This is a genomic window from Bacillus sp. MBGLi79 (genome assembly GCF_002953915.1).
Map to the genome: position 1 here is coordinate 4,603,593 of NZ_CP026521.1, position 17,814 is coordinate 4,621,406.

General features: G+C 46.6%; 16 protein-coding genes and 1 pseudogene. 6 read left to right on the forward strand and 11 right to left on the reverse strand.

Annotated features, from left to right (window positions below):
- Nucleotides 1-43: 43 nt before the first annotated feature.
- From C1T29_RS23475 to C1T29_RS23500, 6 genes and pseudogenes are all read right to left on the reverse strand, one after another.
- Nucleotides 44-361 carry a hypothetical protein gene (locus C1T29_RS23475; RefSeq protein ID WP_041519597.1) on the reverse strand — a complete coding sequence of 106 codons (318 nt, stop codon included), beginning with the start codon at nucleotides 359-361 and terminating at the stop codon, nucleotides 44-46.
- 21 nt (nucleotides 362-382) lie between these two features.
- The gene (locus tag C1T29_RS23480; RefSeq protein ID WP_103749179.1) at nucleotides 383-2,011 is read right to left on the reverse strand and encodes a ribonuclease YeeF family protein; all 1,629 of its coding nucleotides are present in this window, start codon (nucleotides 2,009-2,011) and stop codon (nucleotides 383-385) included.
- A 19-nt stretch (nucleotides 2,012-2,030) separates the two neighbouring features.
- The gene (locus C1T29_RS23485; RefSeq protein ID WP_014481382.1) at nucleotides 2,031-2,300 is read right to left on the reverse strand and encodes a YwqI/YxiC family protein; all 270 of its coding nucleotides are present in this window, start codon (nucleotides 2,298-2,300) and stop codon (nucleotides 2,031-2,033) included.
- Between the two features lie 11 nt (nucleotides 2,301-2,311).
- A complete protein-coding gene (locus C1T29_RS23490; protein ID WP_014478447.1) occupies nucleotides 2,312-2,677 on the reverse strand; it encodes a YwqH-like family protein in 366 nt (121 codons plus the stop codon).
- Between the two features lie 307 nt (nucleotides 2,678-2,984).
- Nucleotides 2,985-4,394, reverse strand: coding sequence for an arabinan endo-1,5-alpha-L-arabinosidase AbnB (abnB, locus tag C1T29_RS23495; protein ID WP_103749178.1), 1,410 nt, complete (start codon nucleotides 4,392-4,394; stop codon nucleotides 2,985-2,987).
- A gap of 140 nt (nucleotides 4,395-4,534) precedes the next feature.
- Nucleotides 4,535-4,681 (reverse strand): annotated as a pseudogene (locus C1T29_RS23500) (hypothetical protein).
- A gap of 288 nt (nucleotides 4,682-4,969) precedes the next feature.
- Here C1T29_RS23500 and hutP point away from each other — a divergent pair.
- The 6 genes from hutP (at nucleotide 4,970) to C1T29_RS23530 (ending at nucleotide 12,443) form a co-directional block, all read left to right on the forward strand.
- A complete protein-coding gene (gene hutP / locus C1T29_RS23505) occupies nucleotides 4,970-5,416 on the forward strand; it encodes a histidine utilization transcription antiterminator HutP (RefSeq protein WP_003243875.1) in 447 nt (148 codons plus the stop codon).
- Between the two features lie 112 nt (nucleotides 5,417-5,528).
- Nucleotides 5,529-7,055, forward strand: coding sequence for a histidine ammonia-lyase (gene hutH, locus C1T29_RS23510; protein WP_103749177.1), 1,527 nt, complete (start codon nucleotides 5,529-5,531; stop codon nucleotides 7,053-7,055).
- On the forward strand, nucleotides 7,052-8,710 hold the full coding sequence (gene hutU / locus C1T29_RS23515; protein ID WP_103749176.1) for a urocanate hydratase: 1,659 nt from the start codon (nucleotides 7,052-7,054) through the stop codon (nucleotides 8,708-8,710). The genes hutH and hutU overlap by 4 nt, the downstream gene beginning before the upstream one ends.
- Before the next feature lie 12 nt (nucleotides 8,711-8,722).
- Nucleotides 8,723-9,988, forward strand: coding sequence for an imidazolonepropionase (hutI, locus tag C1T29_RS23520; protein ID WP_103749175.1), 1,266 nt, complete (start codon nucleotides 8,723-8,725; stop codon nucleotides 9,986-9,988).
- Nucleotides 9,981-10,940, forward strand: a complete 960-nt coding sequence (gene hutG / locus C1T29_RS23525) for a formimidoylglutamase (RefSeq protein WP_103749174.1) — start codon at nucleotides 9,981-9,983, stop codon at nucleotides 10,938-10,940. The genes hutI and hutG overlap by 8 nt, the downstream gene beginning before the upstream one ends.
- A 75-nt stretch (nucleotides 10,941-11,015) precedes the next feature.
- Entirely contained in the window at nucleotides 11,016-12,443 is a 1,428-nt protein-coding gene (locus C1T29_RS23530) for an amino acid permease (protein ID WP_103749173.1), read from the forward strand.
- A 44-nt stretch (nucleotides 12,444-12,487) separates the two neighbouring features.
- On the opposite strand, the gene C1T29_RS23535 is transcribed toward C1T29_RS23530, so the two are convergent.
- From C1T29_RS23535 to C1T29_RS23555, 5 genes are all read right to left on the reverse strand, one after another.
- Nucleotides 12,488-13,789, reverse strand: coding sequence for a pyrimidine-nucleoside phosphorylase (locus C1T29_RS23535; RefSeq protein WP_069150628.1), 1,302 nt, complete (start codon nucleotides 13,787-13,789; stop codon nucleotides 12,488-12,490).
- A gap of 29 nt (nucleotides 13,790-13,818) precedes the next feature.
- Nucleotides 13,819-15,000 carry a nucleoside permease NupC gene (gene nupC, locus C1T29_RS23540; protein WP_003244143.1) on the reverse strand — a complete coding sequence of 394 codons (1,182 nt, stop codon included), beginning with the start codon at nucleotides 14,998-15,000 and terminating at the stop codon, nucleotides 13,819-13,821.
- An 84-nt stretch (nucleotides 15,001-15,084) separates the two neighbouring features.
- The gene (gene deoC / locus C1T29_RS23545) at nucleotides 15,085-15,756 is read right to left on the reverse strand and encodes a deoxyribose-phosphate aldolase (RefSeq protein ID WP_103749172.1); all 672 of its coding nucleotides are present in this window, start codon (nucleotides 15,754-15,756) and stop codon (nucleotides 15,085-15,087) included.
- Between the two features lie 105 nt (nucleotides 15,757-15,861).
- Nucleotides 15,862-16,803 (reverse strand): DNA-binding transcriptional repressor DeoR, encoded by a 942-nt coding sequence (deoR, locus tag C1T29_RS23550; protein ID WP_040081298.1) that lies wholly within the window; start codon nucleotides 16,801-16,803, stop codon nucleotides 15,862-15,864.
- 134 nt (nucleotides 16,804-16,937) lie between these two features.
- A complete protein-coding gene (locus C1T29_RS23555; protein ID WP_014665990.1) occupies nucleotides 16,938-17,765 on the reverse strand; it encodes a DUF1206 domain-containing protein in 828 nt (275 codons plus the stop codon).
- Nucleotides 17,766-17,814 lie beyond the last annotated feature (49 nt).

Here is a 17,814-nt window from a genome sequence, read left to right on the forward strand (position 1 = left end):
TCATAATTGTTTTATATATTCTTTCTAATAAAATAAGGCTATTTTAAAGTAACTCCACTCCAACTTGTTTGCAAAATTTAACTTTAAGTCTCTCTTCTTGACCCACATTCATTACCATAACTTTGTCATCTTTTTTTATACTTGTTACATTATTAAAATCACCTGTAAATACTATAGAATCATTAAATGTAATACTTAGACTACACGTTTGCTTATATACATCTAAAGTTAAAATCACCTTGAAATTTTGGTCATCTTTGTAAGTATAAATTAATTCTCCATCATCTATATTGCCTGTTATACTCACTGGCTCACTTTGAAAAAGTTCTAATAGATCATATTCATCATACTTTATAAACATTTGTATTCATCCTTTTATTAATTATTTCGGTATAACTGTGATAACATCGCCTGCTTCATTTATTATTACTTTGACATCCTGTGTTTCATGAACAAACGTTCCGCTTCTATTACCAGGTATCTTTTTCGTATTCATTATAGCGTCTTCAATAACTGAAGGTGAAATATTTCTTGGGTCAACATATTTTTTGATAAAATCACTAAATTCTTTTGTTTGTGGTTTATATCCTAATTCTTCAGCTTTTTTAATTGCTCTACTTGTTAAAGTAGCTTTTACTTCAGGAATATCAGGTGCCATTCTTTCCAAAGCATGCTGAGAATACTTTCTTCCATTTATTTGCCCTCCGCCTTTTGACATGTTCCAACCAATTTCACCCGTACCCTTAGAAGCAACTTTATTAACTTCACCCTTAATTTCCTTCTCCGTAACTTGTTTAGCCACATCTGTGACAACACGTTTCCCGCCTCGGACCGCCAATTTTTTAACAGCACCCTGAGGGCTTACCCACTCAATAAATTCATACTGCGTTCCAGCGAGAAATGAATCAAGTGACTCGGCTCCGCCTACTTTATCCTCTGGAATGTAAGACACTTCTTCTAGCCGCTTTTTCCCTCCGGCGTAGAATTCTCTCACAATTTGGCCGTTTGCATATACAAAATATTTGCCGCCGACGTAGTCGATGCTTGCAGTATCGCGAGTTAGTTCGTCAATCACTTCTATCGTATCTATCTTTTTTAATCCTTTATGATTATATAGTTTATCATTTATCACCCGTATGTCTCCATCGACTTTCGGGTGAGCTGCTGCTTCTTTCTGCAGAACTGTTACGTTACTGTCATCACCATAAATCTCACGCTCAATCTTCTGTTGTTTGCCATCCTTCATCACGGTATCAACGTTGGACTGCTTATGTTTCTCCAGCTTCTTCAACATCATCTCCATCGGTGAATCATCCGCCTGCTTCATTTGCGGGTTAATCGCGCCGAAGGTTTGGTTGATGTTTTCTTCTTCCTGTGATTTCAGGATGGAGCCGCTTTTGTAGCCTGTGATTTCAATTTTCGGGCCAGTGTACATGGTTTCGAGCTGGTCTATATATTTTTTCATCGTTTGAAAATCTGATTTTGCGGTTTCTAGTGCTTGGGTTTGCTGGCCGTCAAATTGAAATAGCTTATGCAGGGTTTCTGAAATTAGCCGCTCAGCCTGTTCTGTTTCCATCTGAAAAAAGGAATCATTGACTGTCGGCAGGCTGACGATGTGGCCGATGGCTGATGTCTGGCGATTAACTGCGTCTGTGAGTTGCTCTGTCACTTCTCGTGCATGCTTGACCCCATGTCTCGCATCGTGTGAGAGAAAAGCCTCCCCAATCATGCCGTGAGAGTCAGATTCTACAGAGGCAATCGCATGCTGTGTTTGTTTCAGCACTTTTTTGTATTCGTCGATAAACATGCCAAAGAAAAGGAGAAAAGGCTTGTGACACTCCTCGTAAAAAGTCCGGATGGCGTCTCCGCCTTTTCCTTTCAGCGCATCCTTCATGCCTGCCAGATGCTCAACGCTTTTTTCCAGCTTCTCCAGCTGTTGTTTTTGCTTGTCCAGTTTCTCAATCGTATGCTGAATGCCCTCGTGAAGAGCGTGGACATCTAATGTTTTCAATCCCTTGTCCTCCCGCGCTTTATTTCATGGAAGATGATATGTTTTCATCCGTTTCCTTCATGGCATTTACTGCACTTTCCGTTTGTGCAATATGCTTGGCCAGAACGGACGCATATGCTTCAGTGAGCTCTTTGATGTCCTCATTTAATTGCTCGATGGACTTCACAACATTCAAATGGTTTCTGCCTGAGAGATGGCCGGGCAAGGAGGACTTGAGTTCAGCTGAATTCTTGAGCTGAGAAAGCCCTTGCTTCACTGTGCCATACACCATTTTAATTTCCTGTGCCATTTGTGCTCACCTCACTTTTTATGTTTTTCCTTCTCTATTTCATGCTCTATCCTCGTAATTTGGCGTCTTATGGAATAGACATCGCCCTCTAATGAGTGGATTTTTCCTTCTATGCTTTCGATGATTCCGCTGACTTGATCACTTTTGATTTGCTGATATGCTTTGTTCATTCCTTCACGAATATCTTCAAACCGCTGAGCATGTGTTCCTCTCCATGCCTCCCGGTTAAGATGAGGCCGGTGAATGAGATGCTGGGCCTCAGAGAAATCGTGTTTGATTTGCCTAATTTCGTGCAGCACTCGTTTTAATTGATGGATCTGTTCCTGCTTTTCATGTAAGTCGGCTTTTACCGAATGTAACAACATTTCACTATGCATGCCGCAACACCTCGTGTTTCTATCAAACTGTGTCAATTCTTTACAATACAGACTATTTTCATATTACATGATGGGTCATATTGGATAAATAGGTAAAAAGGTTTGTCTTAAGGGGAGTTATAGTGGTTCTAATTTGCTAAAAAAAACAGTTTTTACGATTTCACAAGAGGGCGAATAATCACAATAGGGACTTTTCATTCAGGTCTTTCATCTCACTATCATTTACATTTCCCCCTCGTGCTTAACTGTTACTTTTAGTCAATAATAATCATAAAAAAACGCCTTCCCTCGAAGGCGTTTCTCCATCTTATTTAGATCCCCAAACAGCCTCACCGCTGCCATTCAACACACTAAACGTCATCACGTTCTTCTCTCTCACCGAATCCCACTGGCGTACAAATACCCCGTTATACTTCTTGCCCGCTAATGTGATCTCAGCTGCGTTTTTTCCGGTTTTCTTCCATGTTCCGGTCATTTCCCCGGAAATGGTGTGGTTTTTGTTGAGCTGGATGTTGATGGTTTTTTTGATGTCGGCTGAGATGTCTTTTCCGTGCTGGATGAGTTTGTACGTTCCTGTGATGTCTTTTTGTTTTACTTCTTTCAATGTTTCGCCTGCGTAACGATATGGCGCTGCTACCGGCCAGCCGTCTTTGTTCATGAACAATTGGTGGACTCTGACTTCGTGTTCTTCACCTCTGCCCGGGAAGCGGGTGTGGAAGATTAAATAGGAACGCCCGGTTTTCTCGTCATAGTATGCGGAGTTGTGGCCTGGTGAAACGTACCCGGTGCCTTTTTCATTTTCTGTTTCAAAAGTGTAGCTGCCCATGAGTTTGACGCCATATGGTTCGATGGAGCGGTCGTCGAAGAATGTGCCTTCTTTGCCGCGGACGTCGAGCATTGGATTGCCTTCTGCATCATAGTAAGGACCGTCCGGTTTCTTGGAGCGGGCCACACGGATGTTATAGCCGCCTGTTGCATCAAGACCGCCATATGATAGGTATAAGTAGTAGTATTGGGTGTCTGGATTGTAGAGAACATACGGGCCTTCGATTCTGCTGTGGTTTCCGCCGAGCAGTTTTTTCCCGTATCCCTGTCCAGAAAGCGGGAAGCCCGTTTTCGGATTCATTTCAAGTATGAAAATGCCGCCTGAGTATGATCCGTACACCATCCACAGCTTTCCGTCTTTATCAAAGAAGGTATGCGGGTCGACGACATTCGGATGTTTGGTTGCGTCATACGGTGTTCCATCGCTGCTTGTGCCTTCCATTCCTGATTTCAAAAAGATGCCTTTGTTTTTGTATGGCCCTTCGATGTTGTCAGCGACGGCAACACCCATGGCTGACCTAGGCGAGTCGCCGCGGCAGGCGTTGTAGTACATGTAGTATTTGCCGTCCGCCAGCTGCGTGACGTCAGCCGCCCAAAGAGTGTCGGATTGGGCCCATTCGAAGGTTTCTTTTAATTCTTCATAGACATTCGGAATCAGTGGGTTGTCATTGCTTACGCTGGTGGTCAGCTGCTGCCATTGCATGAGGTCATTCGTTTTTGCTGAAGCGAGATGAGATCCAAAAACATAAAAGGTGCCGTTCGTTTCAATGATGGAAGGGTCATGGACGCTGACTTCTTTAAATACAGGTTTTTGTGCATAAACGGAGTTTGGGAGGGTGAAGGCCATGATAAGAGCTGCAAGAAAACATACACGGAACAATCGGTTGAACATCTAAACAATTCGCCTCTCTTTTTTATTAAATTTTAAACGCTTACATTTCCCTATGAAGAAACCCCGCCTATTAAAACAGCCGAATGTTTTCATATTCAAACAGATAGGTGATTTCTCTTACATAGTCAGACTGATGTCTGTCAGTCTTGCGCAGAACTGCTGCTTGCATATCCTCTCCTTCATAGTTCAACTCTTTTGCTGTTTCTCCTTCTTTCATCACTCTGTTTTCATTCGCGTACATGTAATAACTGCTTTGTCAGGTTTTGCATCGACTGTGATACAGCCATTTCGTTGTCGGCGTTTTTTAAGATGATGGCTGATTGCCCGTCAACACCTGAGGCAGTTAGGCTGGCTCTTTAGAAAATGCCTTGCGAAAAATACGACGTAGTAATTGCATATTGAGAGTAAGACAGCGGCGCTTGCCTCCTGTCTGGATATCGTGTCTGCGTCTCGCTATCACAATAGCAATCTAACTTGTTAAAGACTGTAAAAAATCTTTTGACTTCTGCTGCTGAACCAATTAATATAATACTCAGTTAATAGTTATCAGAATTTTTAGGAATTGAGTGATTCATATGACACTGCACAAAGAGCGTCGGATCGGCCGGCTGTCTGTTCTCCTGCTGCTGAATGAGGCGGAAGAGAGTACGCAGGTTGAGGAGCTGGAGCGAGATGGATGGAAGGTCTGTCTCGGCAAGGTAGGATCAATGGACGCGCATAAAGTAGTAGCCGCAATTGAAACCGCTTCCAAAAAGAGCGGCGTCATTCAATCTGAGGGTTATCGGGAGTCACACGCGCTTTATCATGCGACGATGGAGGCCTTGCACGGCGTGACCAGAGGTGAAATGCTGCTTGGATCACTGCTTCGGACGGTGGGCTTAAGGTTTGCTGTTTTGAGGGGAAATCCTTATGAAAGTGAAGCGGAAGGCGATTGGATTGCTGTCTCGCTTTACGGAACAATCGGGGCGCCGATTAAAGGTCTTGAGCACGAGACATTCGGTGTTGGAATTAATCACATATGAAACAGCCCATAGATCATAGACGATAGGGGGCTATGCGTGAAAACAGATGTTCACAGCATAGCTCCTTTTTGTATGGGCGCTTTACCAAAGTAAAGACAAAGGAGTTGGACTTATGGTGACTTTAGACGGTTCTTCATTGACAACAGCCGACGTCGCTCGTGTGCTGTTTGATTTTGAGAAGGCATCGGCTTCCGAGGAAAGTATGGAGCGCGTGAAAAAAAGCAGAGCGGCGGTGGAACGGATTGTACGTGACGAAAAGACAATCTACGGCATCAACACCGGATTTGGCAAATTCAGCGATGTCCTGATTCAGAAAGAAGACTCGGCGGCGCTGCAGATGAATTTAATCCTCTCTCATGCCTGCGGTGTCGGCGACCCTTTTCCTGAGTGTGTGTCCAGGGCAATGTTGCTTTTGCGCGCCAATGCGCTGTTAAAAGGCTTTTCCGGTGTACGCGCTGAGCTGATCGAACAGTTGCTTGCTTTTTTAAATAAACGCGTCCATCCTGTCATTCCCCAGCAAGGATCACTTGGCGCAAGCGGAGATTTGGCGCCGCTTTCCCACCTGGCGCTTGCGCTGATCGGGCAAGGAGAAGTCTTTTTTGAGGGGGAAAGAATGCCGGCAATGACAGGCTTGAAAAAAGCCGGTATTCAGCCGGTAACGCTGACATCCAAGGAAGGGCTTGCCTTGATTAACGGGACTCAGGCCATGACTGCAATGGGAGTGGTCGCCTACATTGAAGCTGAGAAACTAGCCTATCAAACAGAGCGAATTGCCAGCTTAACGATTGAAGGCTTGCGGGGAATTATCGATGCATTTGACGAGGATATTCACTTAGCCCGCGGCTATCAGGAGCAGATCGATGTCGCAGAACGAATTCGCTTCTATCTATCTGACAGCGGCCTGATAACCTCCCAGGGAGAACTGCGGGTGCAGGATGCCTATTCATTGCGCTGTATCCCGCAGGTACACGGTGCAACTTGGCAGACGCTAGGCTATGTTAAAGAAAAATTAGAGATTGAAATGAACGCCGCTACAGACAATCCTCTTATTTTCAATGATGGTGACAAAGTGATTTCCGGCGGAAACTTTCACGGACAGCCGATCGCCTTTGCCATGGATTTTCTAAAAATCGCAATATCAGAGCTTGCGAATATCGCAGAGCGCAGGATCGAACGACTTGTGAATCCGCAGCTGAATGACCTGCCGCCGTTCCTAAGCCCTCATCCCGGTCTGCAATCCGGTGCTATGATCATGCAGTATGCCGCGGCCTCACTCGTTTCTGAAAATAAAACACTGGCCCATCCTGCAAGTGTGGATTCTATTCCGTCATCCGCAAACCAAGAAGACCATGTCAGCATGGGAACCATCGCCGCTCGTCATGCTTATCAGGTGATCGCAAATACAAGGAGAGTCATTGCGATTGAAGCGATTTGCGCATTGCAGGCGGTTGAATACAGAGGCATAGAACATGCAGCGTCCTATACGAAACAGCTTTTTCAGGAAATAAGAAAAGTCGTGCCGTCCATTCAGCAGGACCGTGTTTTTTCCTATGACATTGAACGCTTGACTGACTGGCTGAAGAAAGAATCTTTATTACCTGATCATCAGAATGAAGAACTAAGGGGGATGAACATATGACTGATGTAAAAAAACCAATCCGTGCCAACAGAGGAACAGAGCTTGAATGCTTAGGGTGGGAGCAAGAGGCGGTGCTTCGGATGCTTCGGAACAACCTTGATCCGGAAGTCGCCGAGAAGCCGGAGGATCTCATCGTATATGGCGGCATTGGCAAAGCCGCACGGGATTGGGACGCTTTTCACTCCATTGAGCATTCCTTAAAAACACTAAAAAATGATGAAACCTTGCTCGTGCAGTCCGGAAAGCCTGTTGGCATGTTCCGTACACACCCGCAGGCCCCGCGTGTGCTCTTAGCAAATTCCGTTCTTGTTCCGAAGTGGGCAGACTGGGAGCATTTCCACGAGCTTGAGAAAAAAGGGTTAATGATGTACGGACAGATGACGGCAGGAAGCTGGATTTACATTGGTTCACAAGGCATATTGCAAGGAACCTATGAAACCTTTGCTGAGCTCGCGCGACAGCACTTCGGAGGCAGCTTAAAAGGAACATTGACGCTGACAGCGGGTCTCGGCGGAATGGGAGGCGCCCAGCCGCTGTCTGTCACGATGAATGAAGGCGTCGTCATCGCCGTCGAGGTTGATGAGAAACGCATCGACAAGCGGATCGAAACAAAATACTGCGATCGAAAAACAGCATCGATTGAGGAAGCCTTAGCTTGGGCTGAAGAGGCAAAATTGGCAGGAAAACCTTTGTCCATTGCGCTTCTCGGAAATGCGGCTGAGGTGCATCACACACTTTTGAACCGCGGTGTCAAAATTGATATTGTGACCGATCAGACATCTGCCCATGACCCTTTAATCGGTTATGTTCCCGAGGGCTATTCACTTGCTGAAGCTGACCGTTTGCGTCAAGACAACCCAGATCTTTACGTGCGCCTTGCGAAGCAAAGCATGAAAAAACATGTCGAAGCCATGCTGGCCTTTCAACAAAAGGGCTCTATTGTATTTGACTACGGCAACAATATCCGACAAGTCGCAAAGGATGAAGGGCTGGAGAATGCCTTCGATTTTCCGGGGTTTGTCCCTGCCTACATCCGCCCCTTATTCTGTGAAGGGAAAGGACCGTTCCGCTGGGCGGCGCTTTCCGGTGATCCGGCAGATATTTACCGTACGGATGCGTTATTAAAAGAACTGTTCCCGACAAATAAAGCCCTTCACCGCTGGATTGATATGGCACAGGAAAAAGTCACGTTCCAGGGTTTGCCGTCCCGTATTTGCTGGCTTGGATATGGAGAACGAAAAAAGATGGGCCTCGCCATTAACGAGCTGGTTAGAAACGGGGAGCTAAAAGCGCCTGTCGTTATTGGGAGAGATCATTTGGACTGCGGGTCTGTCGCCTCTCCAAATCGGGAGACAGAAGCGATGAAGGACGGAAGTGACGCTGTCGGCGATTGGGCTGTGCTCAATGCGCTTGTCAACACGGCGGCGGGTGCGAGCTGGGTTTCCTTCCACCATGGCGGCGGCGTCGGAATGGGCTATTCCCTGCATGCCGGTATGGTTGCCGTTGCCGATGGAAGTGAGCTGGCTGACGAGCGGCTCGCCCGTGTCTTAACGAGCGACCCGGGAATGGGCATTATCCGCCACGCTGATGCGGGTTATGAACGTGCCGTTGAAGTAGCGAAGGAACAGGACATTATCGTGCCGATGCAAAAATAAAGGAGTGATGATATGCCAAAGCAAATTGATACGATTCTCACCAACATCGGTCAGCTTTTGACGATGGAAAGCAGCGGTCCGCGTGCAGGCAAAAGCATGCAGGATCTTCATGTAATCGAAGACGCTGTTGTCGGCATCCATGAACAGAAAATTGTGTTCGCCGGACAAAAAGGGGCTGAAGCCGGTTACGAGGCAGACGAAATCATTGATTGTTCGGGACGCCTCGTAACGCCGGGACTCGTCGATCCGCACACCCATCTTGTATTTGGCGGATCTCGTGAAAAGGAGATGAACCTTAAGCTTCAGGGCATTTCATATTTGGATATTCTGGCGCAGGGCGGCGGGATTCTGTCTACAGTCAAGGATACCAGGGCGGCTTCAGAAGAAGAGCTGCTGCAAAAAGCCCATTTTCATCTGCAAAGAATGCTCTCCTACGGCACGACCACGGCAGAAGTGAAAAGCGGCTACGGCTTGGAAAAAGATACAGAGCTGAAACAATTGCGTGTCGCAAAAAAACTGCATGAAAGCCAGCCTGTTGATCTTGTTTCCACATTTATGGGAGCCCATGCGATTCCTCCCGAATATCAAAACGATCCAGATGAATTTCTGGATCAAATGCTTTCCCTTTTGCCAGAAATCAAAGAACAAGAGCTCGCCAGCTTTGCTGATATTTTTACAGAAACAGGCGTTTTTACAGTCAGCCAATCCCGCCGTTATTTACAACAAGCAGCTGAGACAGGCTTCGGATTAAAAATACACGCAGATGAAATCGATCCGCTTGGAGGAGCTGAATTAGCAGGTGAGTTAAAGGCTGTATCAGCCGACCATTTGGTAGGTGCTTCGGACGAAGGCATATCGAAAATGGCCGAGGCAGGAACGATTGCCGTCCTCTTGCCGGGAACAACATTTTATCTTGGCAAAAGCACATACGCCAGGGCAAGAGCTATGATCGATGAAGGGGTATGTATCAGCTTGGCAACGGATTTTAACCCTGGCAGCTCGCCGACTGAAAATATCCAGCTGATCATGTCGATTGCCGCGCTTCATTTGAAGATGACAGCAGAAGAAATATGGCACGCGGTCACTGTCAATGCCGCATATGCCATAGGAAAAGGAGAAGAAGCCGGTCAGCTCAAAGCTGGCCGCTCAGCTGATCTTGTCATTTGGCAAGCCTCGAACTATATGTATATTCCGTATCACTACGGAGTCAACCATGTACATCAAGTCATGAAAAACGGAACAATTGTTGTCAACAGGGAGGGAGCCATTCTTGGATAAGTACCCTTTTCTTAGAGAAGCCGGTTATTCGTTTAAGGACCGGGATGTCACAAAAATGAGCGATCTCATCGCAGCATGGGACGGCCAAGACATTAAGGGACCGGCGTTGATAGGTGTCCCCCTATCAAAATCCTCCATCAGTCATTCCGGCGCTTCCTTTGCACCCGGAACAATACGTCAGGCTCTGAAACATTCATCAGCCTATTCTGCTGAGCTTGGAGAGCACGTCGTATCAGATCTTCTATATGATCTGGGGGATATCGATATTCATGTCACTGATATCGTAAAGTCACATCATCACATTTTCCAAGCCATGCACGCTCTGCTTTCGGACCATCCGGATTGGGTGCCGCTCGTACTCGGGGGAGATAACTCGATCAGCTACTCCACCATAAAAGCGATAGCACAAACAAAAGGAACGACAGCTGTGATTCAATTTGATGCCCATCATGATGTCCGCAATACGGAGGACGGGGGGCCGACAAACGGCACTCCCTTCCGCCGCCTTTTGGATGAAGAGATTATTGAGGGCCAACATTTGATCCAGCTGGGTATCAGAGAATTCAGCAACAGTCAGGCCTATGAAGCTTATGCAAAAAAACATAACGTGAACATTCACACGATGGGCATGATCCGGGAAAAAGGACTACTCCCAACGATAAAAGAGATTTTGCCTGCCGTTCAAAAAAGAACAGATTTCATTTTTATATCTGTTGACATGGATGTCTTAGACCAGTCCCATGCACCCGGCTGTCCAGCGATTGGGCCGGGCGGTCTCTATACAGATGAATTGCTTGAAGCCGTCAAGTTCATCGCACAACAGCCCAATGTCGCCGGGATTGAAATCGTTGAAGTTGATCCTACCCTCGATTTCCGGGATATGACAAGCAGAGCTGCAGCCCATGTTCTGTTACATGCATTAAAAGGAATGAAACTCTCCCCATTCAAGTGATCTTCTGGCAGGTTGTATTTTGGGTATAAGAAACTCATCTGCCTAATGAATGGCAGCTAAAAGGAGGGCGAGACAGTGAATCTTCAGGAGAACAGCGGCCAACAGCTAAAACGCACAATGAAAAGCAGGCACTTATTTATGATTTCATTGGGAGGCGTCATAGGTACAGGACTTTTTCTCAGTACAGGCTATACGCTGCATCAAGCCGGAACCGGCGGTACGATACTCGCTTATGTAATCGGCGGGTTGATGATGTACCTCGTCATGCAATGTCTCGGCGAATTGTCGGTTGCCATGCCGGTAACCGGCTCTTTTCAAAAATATGCGACAACATTCATCGGCCCATCAACCGGTTTTATGGTCGGCATTATGTACTGGATCAATTGGGTGGTGACGGTAGGTTCTGAGTTTACCGCATCCGGTATTCTCATGCAGCGCTGGTTCCCGGACAGCAGTGTGTGGATGTGGAGTGCGATTTTTGCGGCTCTTCTTTTCGTATGCAACGCATTTTCAGTTAAGTTATTTGCGGAAACTGAATTTTGGTTTTCCAGCGTAAAGATTGTCACCATTATTTTATTTATCATTTTAGGAGGAGCCGCCATGTTTGGCCTGATCTCTTTAAACGGGATGGCGGATGCTCCTATGCTGTCGAATTTCACAGACCATGGCGGGCTGTTTCCGAATGGCTTTCTCGCCGTTTTTATCGCGATGATATCTGTGAGCTTCGCCTTTTCCGGTACAGAGTTAATCGGCGTTACAGCAGGAGAATCAGCAAATCCTCAAAAGGATATTCCGCGATCCATCCGTAATGTCGCATGGAGAACAGTGATTTTTTTCATTGGCGCTGTCTTCGTCTTATCCGGGTTGATTTCGTGGAAGGACGCAGGCGTGATTGAAAGCCCGTTTGTCGCCGTATTTGCGGAGATCGGAATCCCTTACGCCGCGGACATTATGAATTTCGTGATATTAACAGCCTTGCTGTCTGTCGCCAACTCAGGCTTATATGCTTCGACCCGTATGATGTGGTCGTTAGCAAATGAAAACATGATCAGCTCCCGTTTTAAGAAAGTCACATCGAAAGGGATTCCTTTAAATGCCTTAATGATCAGTATGGCTGTATCTTGTTTATCTCTCATTTCCAGTATCGTGGCCCCCGGAACTGTCTATGTGGTGATGGTTGCAATTGCTGGATTTGCAGGAGTCGTGGTCTGGATGAGCATTGCCTTGTCCCAGCTCTTGTTTCGAAAGAGGTTTCTGAAAAAAGGGGGAAATGTAAAAGACCTGACATTTCGCACGCCGCTTTATCCTCTTATGCCTATAGCCGCTCTCTTATTATGTTCTGCTTCTTGTATCGGTCTTGCTTTTGATCCCAATCAAAGAATCGCACTTTTCTGCGGAATTCCTTGTATCATCCTTTGCTATCTCATCTACCATTTCAAAAGAAATGTTTCAAAAGCGAAAAAAATCAGCCAAGAGGAATATCCGGCTGATCACATCCTATAATCAAAAAAGCACACCCCCGCTCAGCATGGGATGTGCTTTATTTTTTACTCTGTAATCAACGTATGGATCAGCTTCGGCGCCTTCGCTTCCGCGGCGAGGCGGATGTTGTCATAGACTTTTGCGATGACTTCATCGACGTTTTCGCGGTTGGCGTAAAGCGTCACGAGCGGTTCGCCTTTTTCTACTTTGTCGCCGACCTTTTTGCGGAGCATGATGCCGACGGCTAAATCAATTTCGTCTTCTTTTGTGGCGCGTCCGGCACCCAGCAGCATTGCTGCGACGCCAATTTCGTCAGCGACGATTTCGGAGACGACACCCGCTTCTTTCGCAGGCACATCAATTTGATATGCCGCTTGCGGAAGCTTAGACGGATCGTCAACAATTGAGCTGTCGCCGCCTTGGTTTTTCAGGAAATCCTTGAACTTCTCAAGCGCTTTGCCGTTTTTCATGACTTCTTCCAGCTTCGCTCTCGCTTCGTCCAATGTGTCGGCTTTTTTCGCAAGCACAACCATCTGGCTGCCGAGCGTTAAGACAAGCTCATGAAGATCCTCAGGCCCCTCGCCTTTGAGCGTGTCGATCGCTTCTTTGACTTCAAGCGCGTTTCCGATCGCAAAGCCAAGCGGCTGGGACATGTCTGAAATAACAGCCATTGTTTGGCGGCCGACGTTATTTCCGATGCGTACCATTGCTTTGGCAAGTTCAGCTGCGTCTTCTTCTGTTTTCATGAAGGCGCCCGCTCCCGTTTTTACGTCAAGCACGATGGCGTCCGCCCCGGCAGCGATTTTTTTACTCATAATCGAACTTGCAATGAGCGGAATGGAATTGACTGTTCCCGTTACGTCACGAAGCGCGTACAGTTTTTTATCAGCCGGCGTTAAATTGCCGCTTTGGCCGATGACCGCAACCTTGTCGCGGTTCACAAGTTTAATAAATTCATCCTTCGTCAGTTCCACGTGGAAGCCGTCGATTGCCTCTAACTTATCAATCGTGCCGCCCGTATGGCCGAGGCCACGGCCGGACATTTTGGCAACCGGCACATCAAGAGCCGCAACTAGCGGGGCGAGAACGAGCGTTGTCGTGTCGCCGACGCCGCCGGTGGAGTGTTTATCCACTTTAATTCCTTCAATGGCAGAAAGATCAATCGTTTCACCGGAGTTCACCATAGCCATCGTCAAGTCCGCGCGTTCACGGTCACTCATATCCTGGAAGAAAATCGCCATAGCAAGCGCGCTTGCCTGATAATCAGGAATGCTTCCGTCCGTATAGCCGTTCACGAAAAATTGAATTTCTTCAGTGGTGAGTTCTTTTCCGTTTTGTTTTTTGATGATGATATCTACCATTCTCATGTTTGGTCACCGATCCTTTTCGATTAAGTTCAGTAAATCAAGCCCACAATTGCTGCTGATAAAAAGCTGACAAGCGTAGCACCGTATAATAATTTCAAGCCGAAACGAGCGACGACATTTCCTTGCTTTTCATTCAGTCCTTTTACGGCACCGGCAATGATTCCGATTGAGGAGAAGTTCGCAAATGACACAAGGAATACCGATACGATTGCTGTTGTACGGCCACTGAAATGGAAACCATTTTGCGTAAGCGACGTCATGGCGACAAATTCATTCGACACCATTTTTGTTGCCATAATGCTTCCCGCATTAACAGCTTCATTCCATGGGATACCCACAAGAAAAGCGAATGGAGCAAACACATATCCAAGAATGCCTTGGAACGAAATACCGAATACTGCATTAAAAATGCCATTGATCAAGGCGATAATCGCGACAAATCCAATCAGCATCGCAGCGACGACAACCGCTACTTTGAAACCGTCAAGGATGTATTCTCCGAGCACTTCGAAGAAGGATTGTTTTTCTTCTTCCTCAACACGAAGCATATCCTCTTCTTTTGCAACCTCGTACGGATTGATAATAGAAGCGATAATGAAACCGCCGAATAAGTTCAAAACAAGCGCTGTTACAACATATTCCGGTTTCAGCATTGTCATATACGCGCCGACAATCGACATTGATACAGTGGACATCGCAGATGCGCAAAGCGTGTACAAGCGCTGCTGATTTAAAAGACCGAGTTCTTTCTTCAAGGAGATAAATACTTCCGACTGACCTAAAATCGCAGAAGCCACTGCGTTATACGATTCCAATCTTCCCATACCGTTTACCTTGCTGAGGGCAAGGCCGATATATCTAATAATAAACGGGAGGACTTTCCACTTTTGCAGAATCCCGATCAGAGCGGAAATAAACACGATCGGCAAGAGAACATTCATAAAGAATGTCGTTTGGTCCGCATTCACCAAGCCGCCAAACACAAAGTTGATTCCCTCTGCCGCGTATTCAAGCAGGTAACCGAATCCTTTTGCAAATCCTCCTACGAGGAAATTCCCTATCCCGGTATTGAGGAGAATGTAGCCAAGGATAAATTGCAAGATGAGCATAACAACAATTGGGCGGATCTTAATTCTTTTTTTGCCGCTGCTCGCGATCCACGCGAGGCCTAAAAACACGATTAAACCGATAATCCCAATCAAATACTTCATATGTGTTGTTTCTCCTTTATTTGTATTCGCTTACAATCACTGTTTCCTCAGAAAACGGAAAGCAGTCTGCCTTCCGTCAGCTTTTTAATAGTTGTCCCCGCTTGATGCATTTTCTCCTTTTACGATAGAAACGCCTGCGCTGGCGCCAATTCGGCTTGCTCCAGCCTCAACCATTGTGTCTACATCTTCTTTCGTTCTGACGCCGCCAGATGCTTTCACGCCGATATCAGGTCCTACTGTTTTGCGCATTAAGGCGATATCTTCCTTCGTTGCGCCGCCTGTAGAAAAGCCTGTTGATGTTTTTACGAAATCCGCTCCCGCAGACACCGCTAAACGGCATGCACGTTCTTTTTCTTCATCAGTCAGAAGGCACGTTTCGATAATGACTTTGACAAGCGCTTTTCCGGCTGCAGCTTCCACTACACCGCGGATATCAGCTTCCACCACATCGTCTTCCTTGTCTTTTAAAGCGGCAATATTAATGACCATATCCACTTCAGTGGCGCCTTTTGAAATGGCGTCTTTTGTTTCGAACGCTTTTGTTTCAGTTGTATTGGCACCGAGCGGGAAGCCGATGACCGTACAAACGTCGACTCCAGTTCCCTTGAGCTCTTTCGCAGCAAGCGCCACCCATGTCGGATTGACACATACTGAAGCAAACTTATATGTTTTCGCTTCTTCAATAAGTTTTAGAATTTCCGCTTTTTGTGTATGCGGTTTCAAAGCTGTATGATCAATTATGTTAGCTAATGACATCCTTCGCACACTTCCTTTTTTGTTAAGATATTTTTTAGCATAACCGACTTTTGAACATATGTAAATTGGTAATTGAAATTTTGTTCAGCGAACGGTTTGAACGTGTCACAAATCATTAACAAGCACCCTTGCGGTATGCTGGTCAATGATTAAAACATTGGCATATTTTCCGGTTAATGCTCCGTGAATGGAAGATACTTTTCTGCTTCCGCCGGCCACTAAAATCGAGCGTTCCTTCAGTCTGAGGTCTTCAAGCTCAACACCGATGGTCCGGTCATTGATGGCACTGCTGCAAATATTCCCTTTCGCATCAAAAAAGCGTGAACAAATATCCCCAACGGCCTGTTTTTTCAGCAGGGCTTTCTCTTCTTCGTTAAAATATCCGAGCCGAAACAACAGCGCTTCGTCACGGACAGTGCCCACCGTGAAGAGAGCGATATTCGCCTGCTTGCCCATTTCAATAATCCGCTCAATATGACGGTCTTTCTCTACCATTCGCTTCACATCCGCATTATCAAATACGACGGGCAGCGGGAGATAGCGCGGCATCGTTTGAAAAGCCTCCGCAAACAGCTGAATTGTTTCAGCGGAATACGTGTTCACCCGCGAGTGGCTGATACCGCCTTTCAGCTGGACGACCTCGACGCCTTTTACCTGCTTCGGCTGCATGTTTTGCGCGATTTGATACATGGTGGTTCCCCAGCTGACGCCGACAATGTCGCCGTCTTTTACCGTTTCATGCATATATTCTGCACCATAGCGGCTTAGGTCATGTGTAATTCCTGCATAATCGGGTGTCGGGGAAAACACAACATGCGCCTCGAGGAGACCATATTTCTCTTCAAGCATGGAACCGAGCGCATCCAAATCCTCAAAAGGGTCCATGACGCGAATCTGGACATACCCTTTTTCCTTTGCATATTGCAGCAGCCGGGAAACGGTTGGCCTTGAAATGTTGAGCTGCTCAGCAATTTGCTGCTGACTGTAGTCAGACTGATAGTAAAGCCTTGCCGCTTCTATGCTTAATTGTTGTTTTTCCCGATCCATTCCGCACCTCCTTGTGGATCAGTCCTGATGAAAACTGCTTTTGATTTGCTTTTATTATACAGGCTGGCGCCAGCTTTCATCCACCTGATTTCTGAGAAACTGAAAAACGCCCTTGGCGCGGACCCGCCGAGAGCTCACCTCTCCCATGACATATGCTGATAAATGCCTTTCATAATGGCATACATTCCATATAAGATCAGGCCTAACGCTAATATAGATAGAATCAATTTGCCATGCGGCTGCTGCGCGAGTTCGGCGAGCGCACCGTCAAAGCCTCTTGTGTCGTCAGGATCAGCGGTCATGGCTGTCTTGATGAGAAAATAGCCGATGGCTGAGAAAATAATGGCGCGGGCGATATTGCCTGCGCGTCCGGTGTTTTTCGTAATGCATATCATCTGTTTGTTCATTTTTGATGTATCGAATTCTTTCATAAAAGCAGCCCGAACGCCTTTCATAAATTGAACAATCGCAAATACGATAAAACCCGCACCCGTAAGCCCTGTAAGCCATTGGCCGAACGGCTGCGCCAATATGTAAGCTGACCACGTCTGTTCTGAAGTGCCGCCTTTCCCTTGGCCAAACACAAATCGCAAGGCATTCCAAGCGATGGATGCGTAAACGGCGGCACTGAAAAAGTTTCCTATTCTCCGTGACAGGCCGCGCCTGCTGTTTCCGTGGCCCTCCGTGTCCTTGATCGCGCTTAACACCATCCAGATCACATAGCCGATAAGGCCGACACCTATTAAAAAAAGCAATAACGATCCATACGGCATGTGTGATAGCGTTTGGAGCGCTCCGCTCGAGTCTTTCGCGCGGCCTGCCCCGGCAGCCGTCATAAATGCCAAAATCCCAAGCAGAATAAAAACGCCGCCGAATGCAAAATAACCAAGCCTACCGAATCGTTTGATCCAAGGCTTGGTTTCCTGTTTTATTTTTGACACGTACTGGTCTTTCCCCGCCATGTGTCCAACCCTCTTTCACAGAAATCTTTACTGTAACATTCCCGATTGG

What these genes read in the sequence shown, in the direction of transcription:
- C1T29_RS23490 (WP_014478447.1), bottom strand. Translation starts at nt 2,677, where the DNA reads ATGCATAGTGAAATGTTGTTACATTCGGTAAAAGCCGACTTACATGAA.
- C1T29_RS23485 (WP_014481382.1), bottom strand. Translation starts at nt 2,300, where the DNA reads ATGGCACAGGAAATTAAAATGGTGTATGGCACAGTGAAGCAAGGGCTT.
- C1T29_RS23555 (WP_014665990.1), bottom strand. Translation starts at nt 17,765, where the DNA reads ATGGCGGGGAAAGACCAGTACGTGTCAAAAATAAAACAGGAAACCAAG.
- deoC (WP_103749172.1), bottom strand. Translation starts at nt 15,756, where the DNA reads ATGTCATTAGCTAACATAATTGATCATACAGCTTTGAAACCGCATACA.
- abnB (WP_103749178.1), bottom strand. Translation starts at nt 4,394, where the DNA reads ATGTTCAACCGATTGTTCCGTGTATGTTTTCTTGCAGCTCTTATCATG.
- deoR (WP_040081298.1), bottom strand. Translation starts at nt 16,803, where the DNA reads ATGGATCGGGAAAAACAACAATTAAGCATAGAAGCGGCAAGGCTTTAC.
- hutU (WP_103749176.1), top strand. Translation starts at nt 7,052, where the DNA reads ATGACTGATGTAAAAAAACCAATCCGTGCCAACAGAGGAACAGAGCTT.
- hutH (WP_103749177.1), top strand. Translation starts at nt 5,529, where the DNA reads ATGGTGACTTTAGACGGTTCTTCATTGACAACAGCCGACGTCGCTCGT.
- hutI (WP_103749175.1), top strand. Translation starts at nt 8,723, where the DNA reads ATGCCAAAGCAAATTGATACGATTCTCACCAACATCGGTCAGCTTTTG.
- C1T29_RS23475 (WP_041519597.1), bottom strand. Translation starts at nt 361, where the DNA reads ATGTTTATAAAGTATGATGAATATGATCTATTAGAACTTTTTCAAAGT.
- hutP (WP_003243875.1), top strand. Translation starts at nt 4,970, where the DNA reads ATGACACTGCACAAAGAGCGTCGGATCGGCCGGCTGTCTGTTCTCCTG.
- nupC (WP_003244143.1), bottom strand. Translation starts at nt 15,000, where the DNA reads ATGAAGTATTTGATTGGGATTATCGGTTTAATCGTGTTTTTAGGCCTC.
- C1T29_RS23535 (WP_069150628.1), bottom strand. Translation starts at nt 13,789, where the DNA reads ATGAGAATGGTAGATATCATCATCAAAAAACAAAACGGAAAAGAACTC.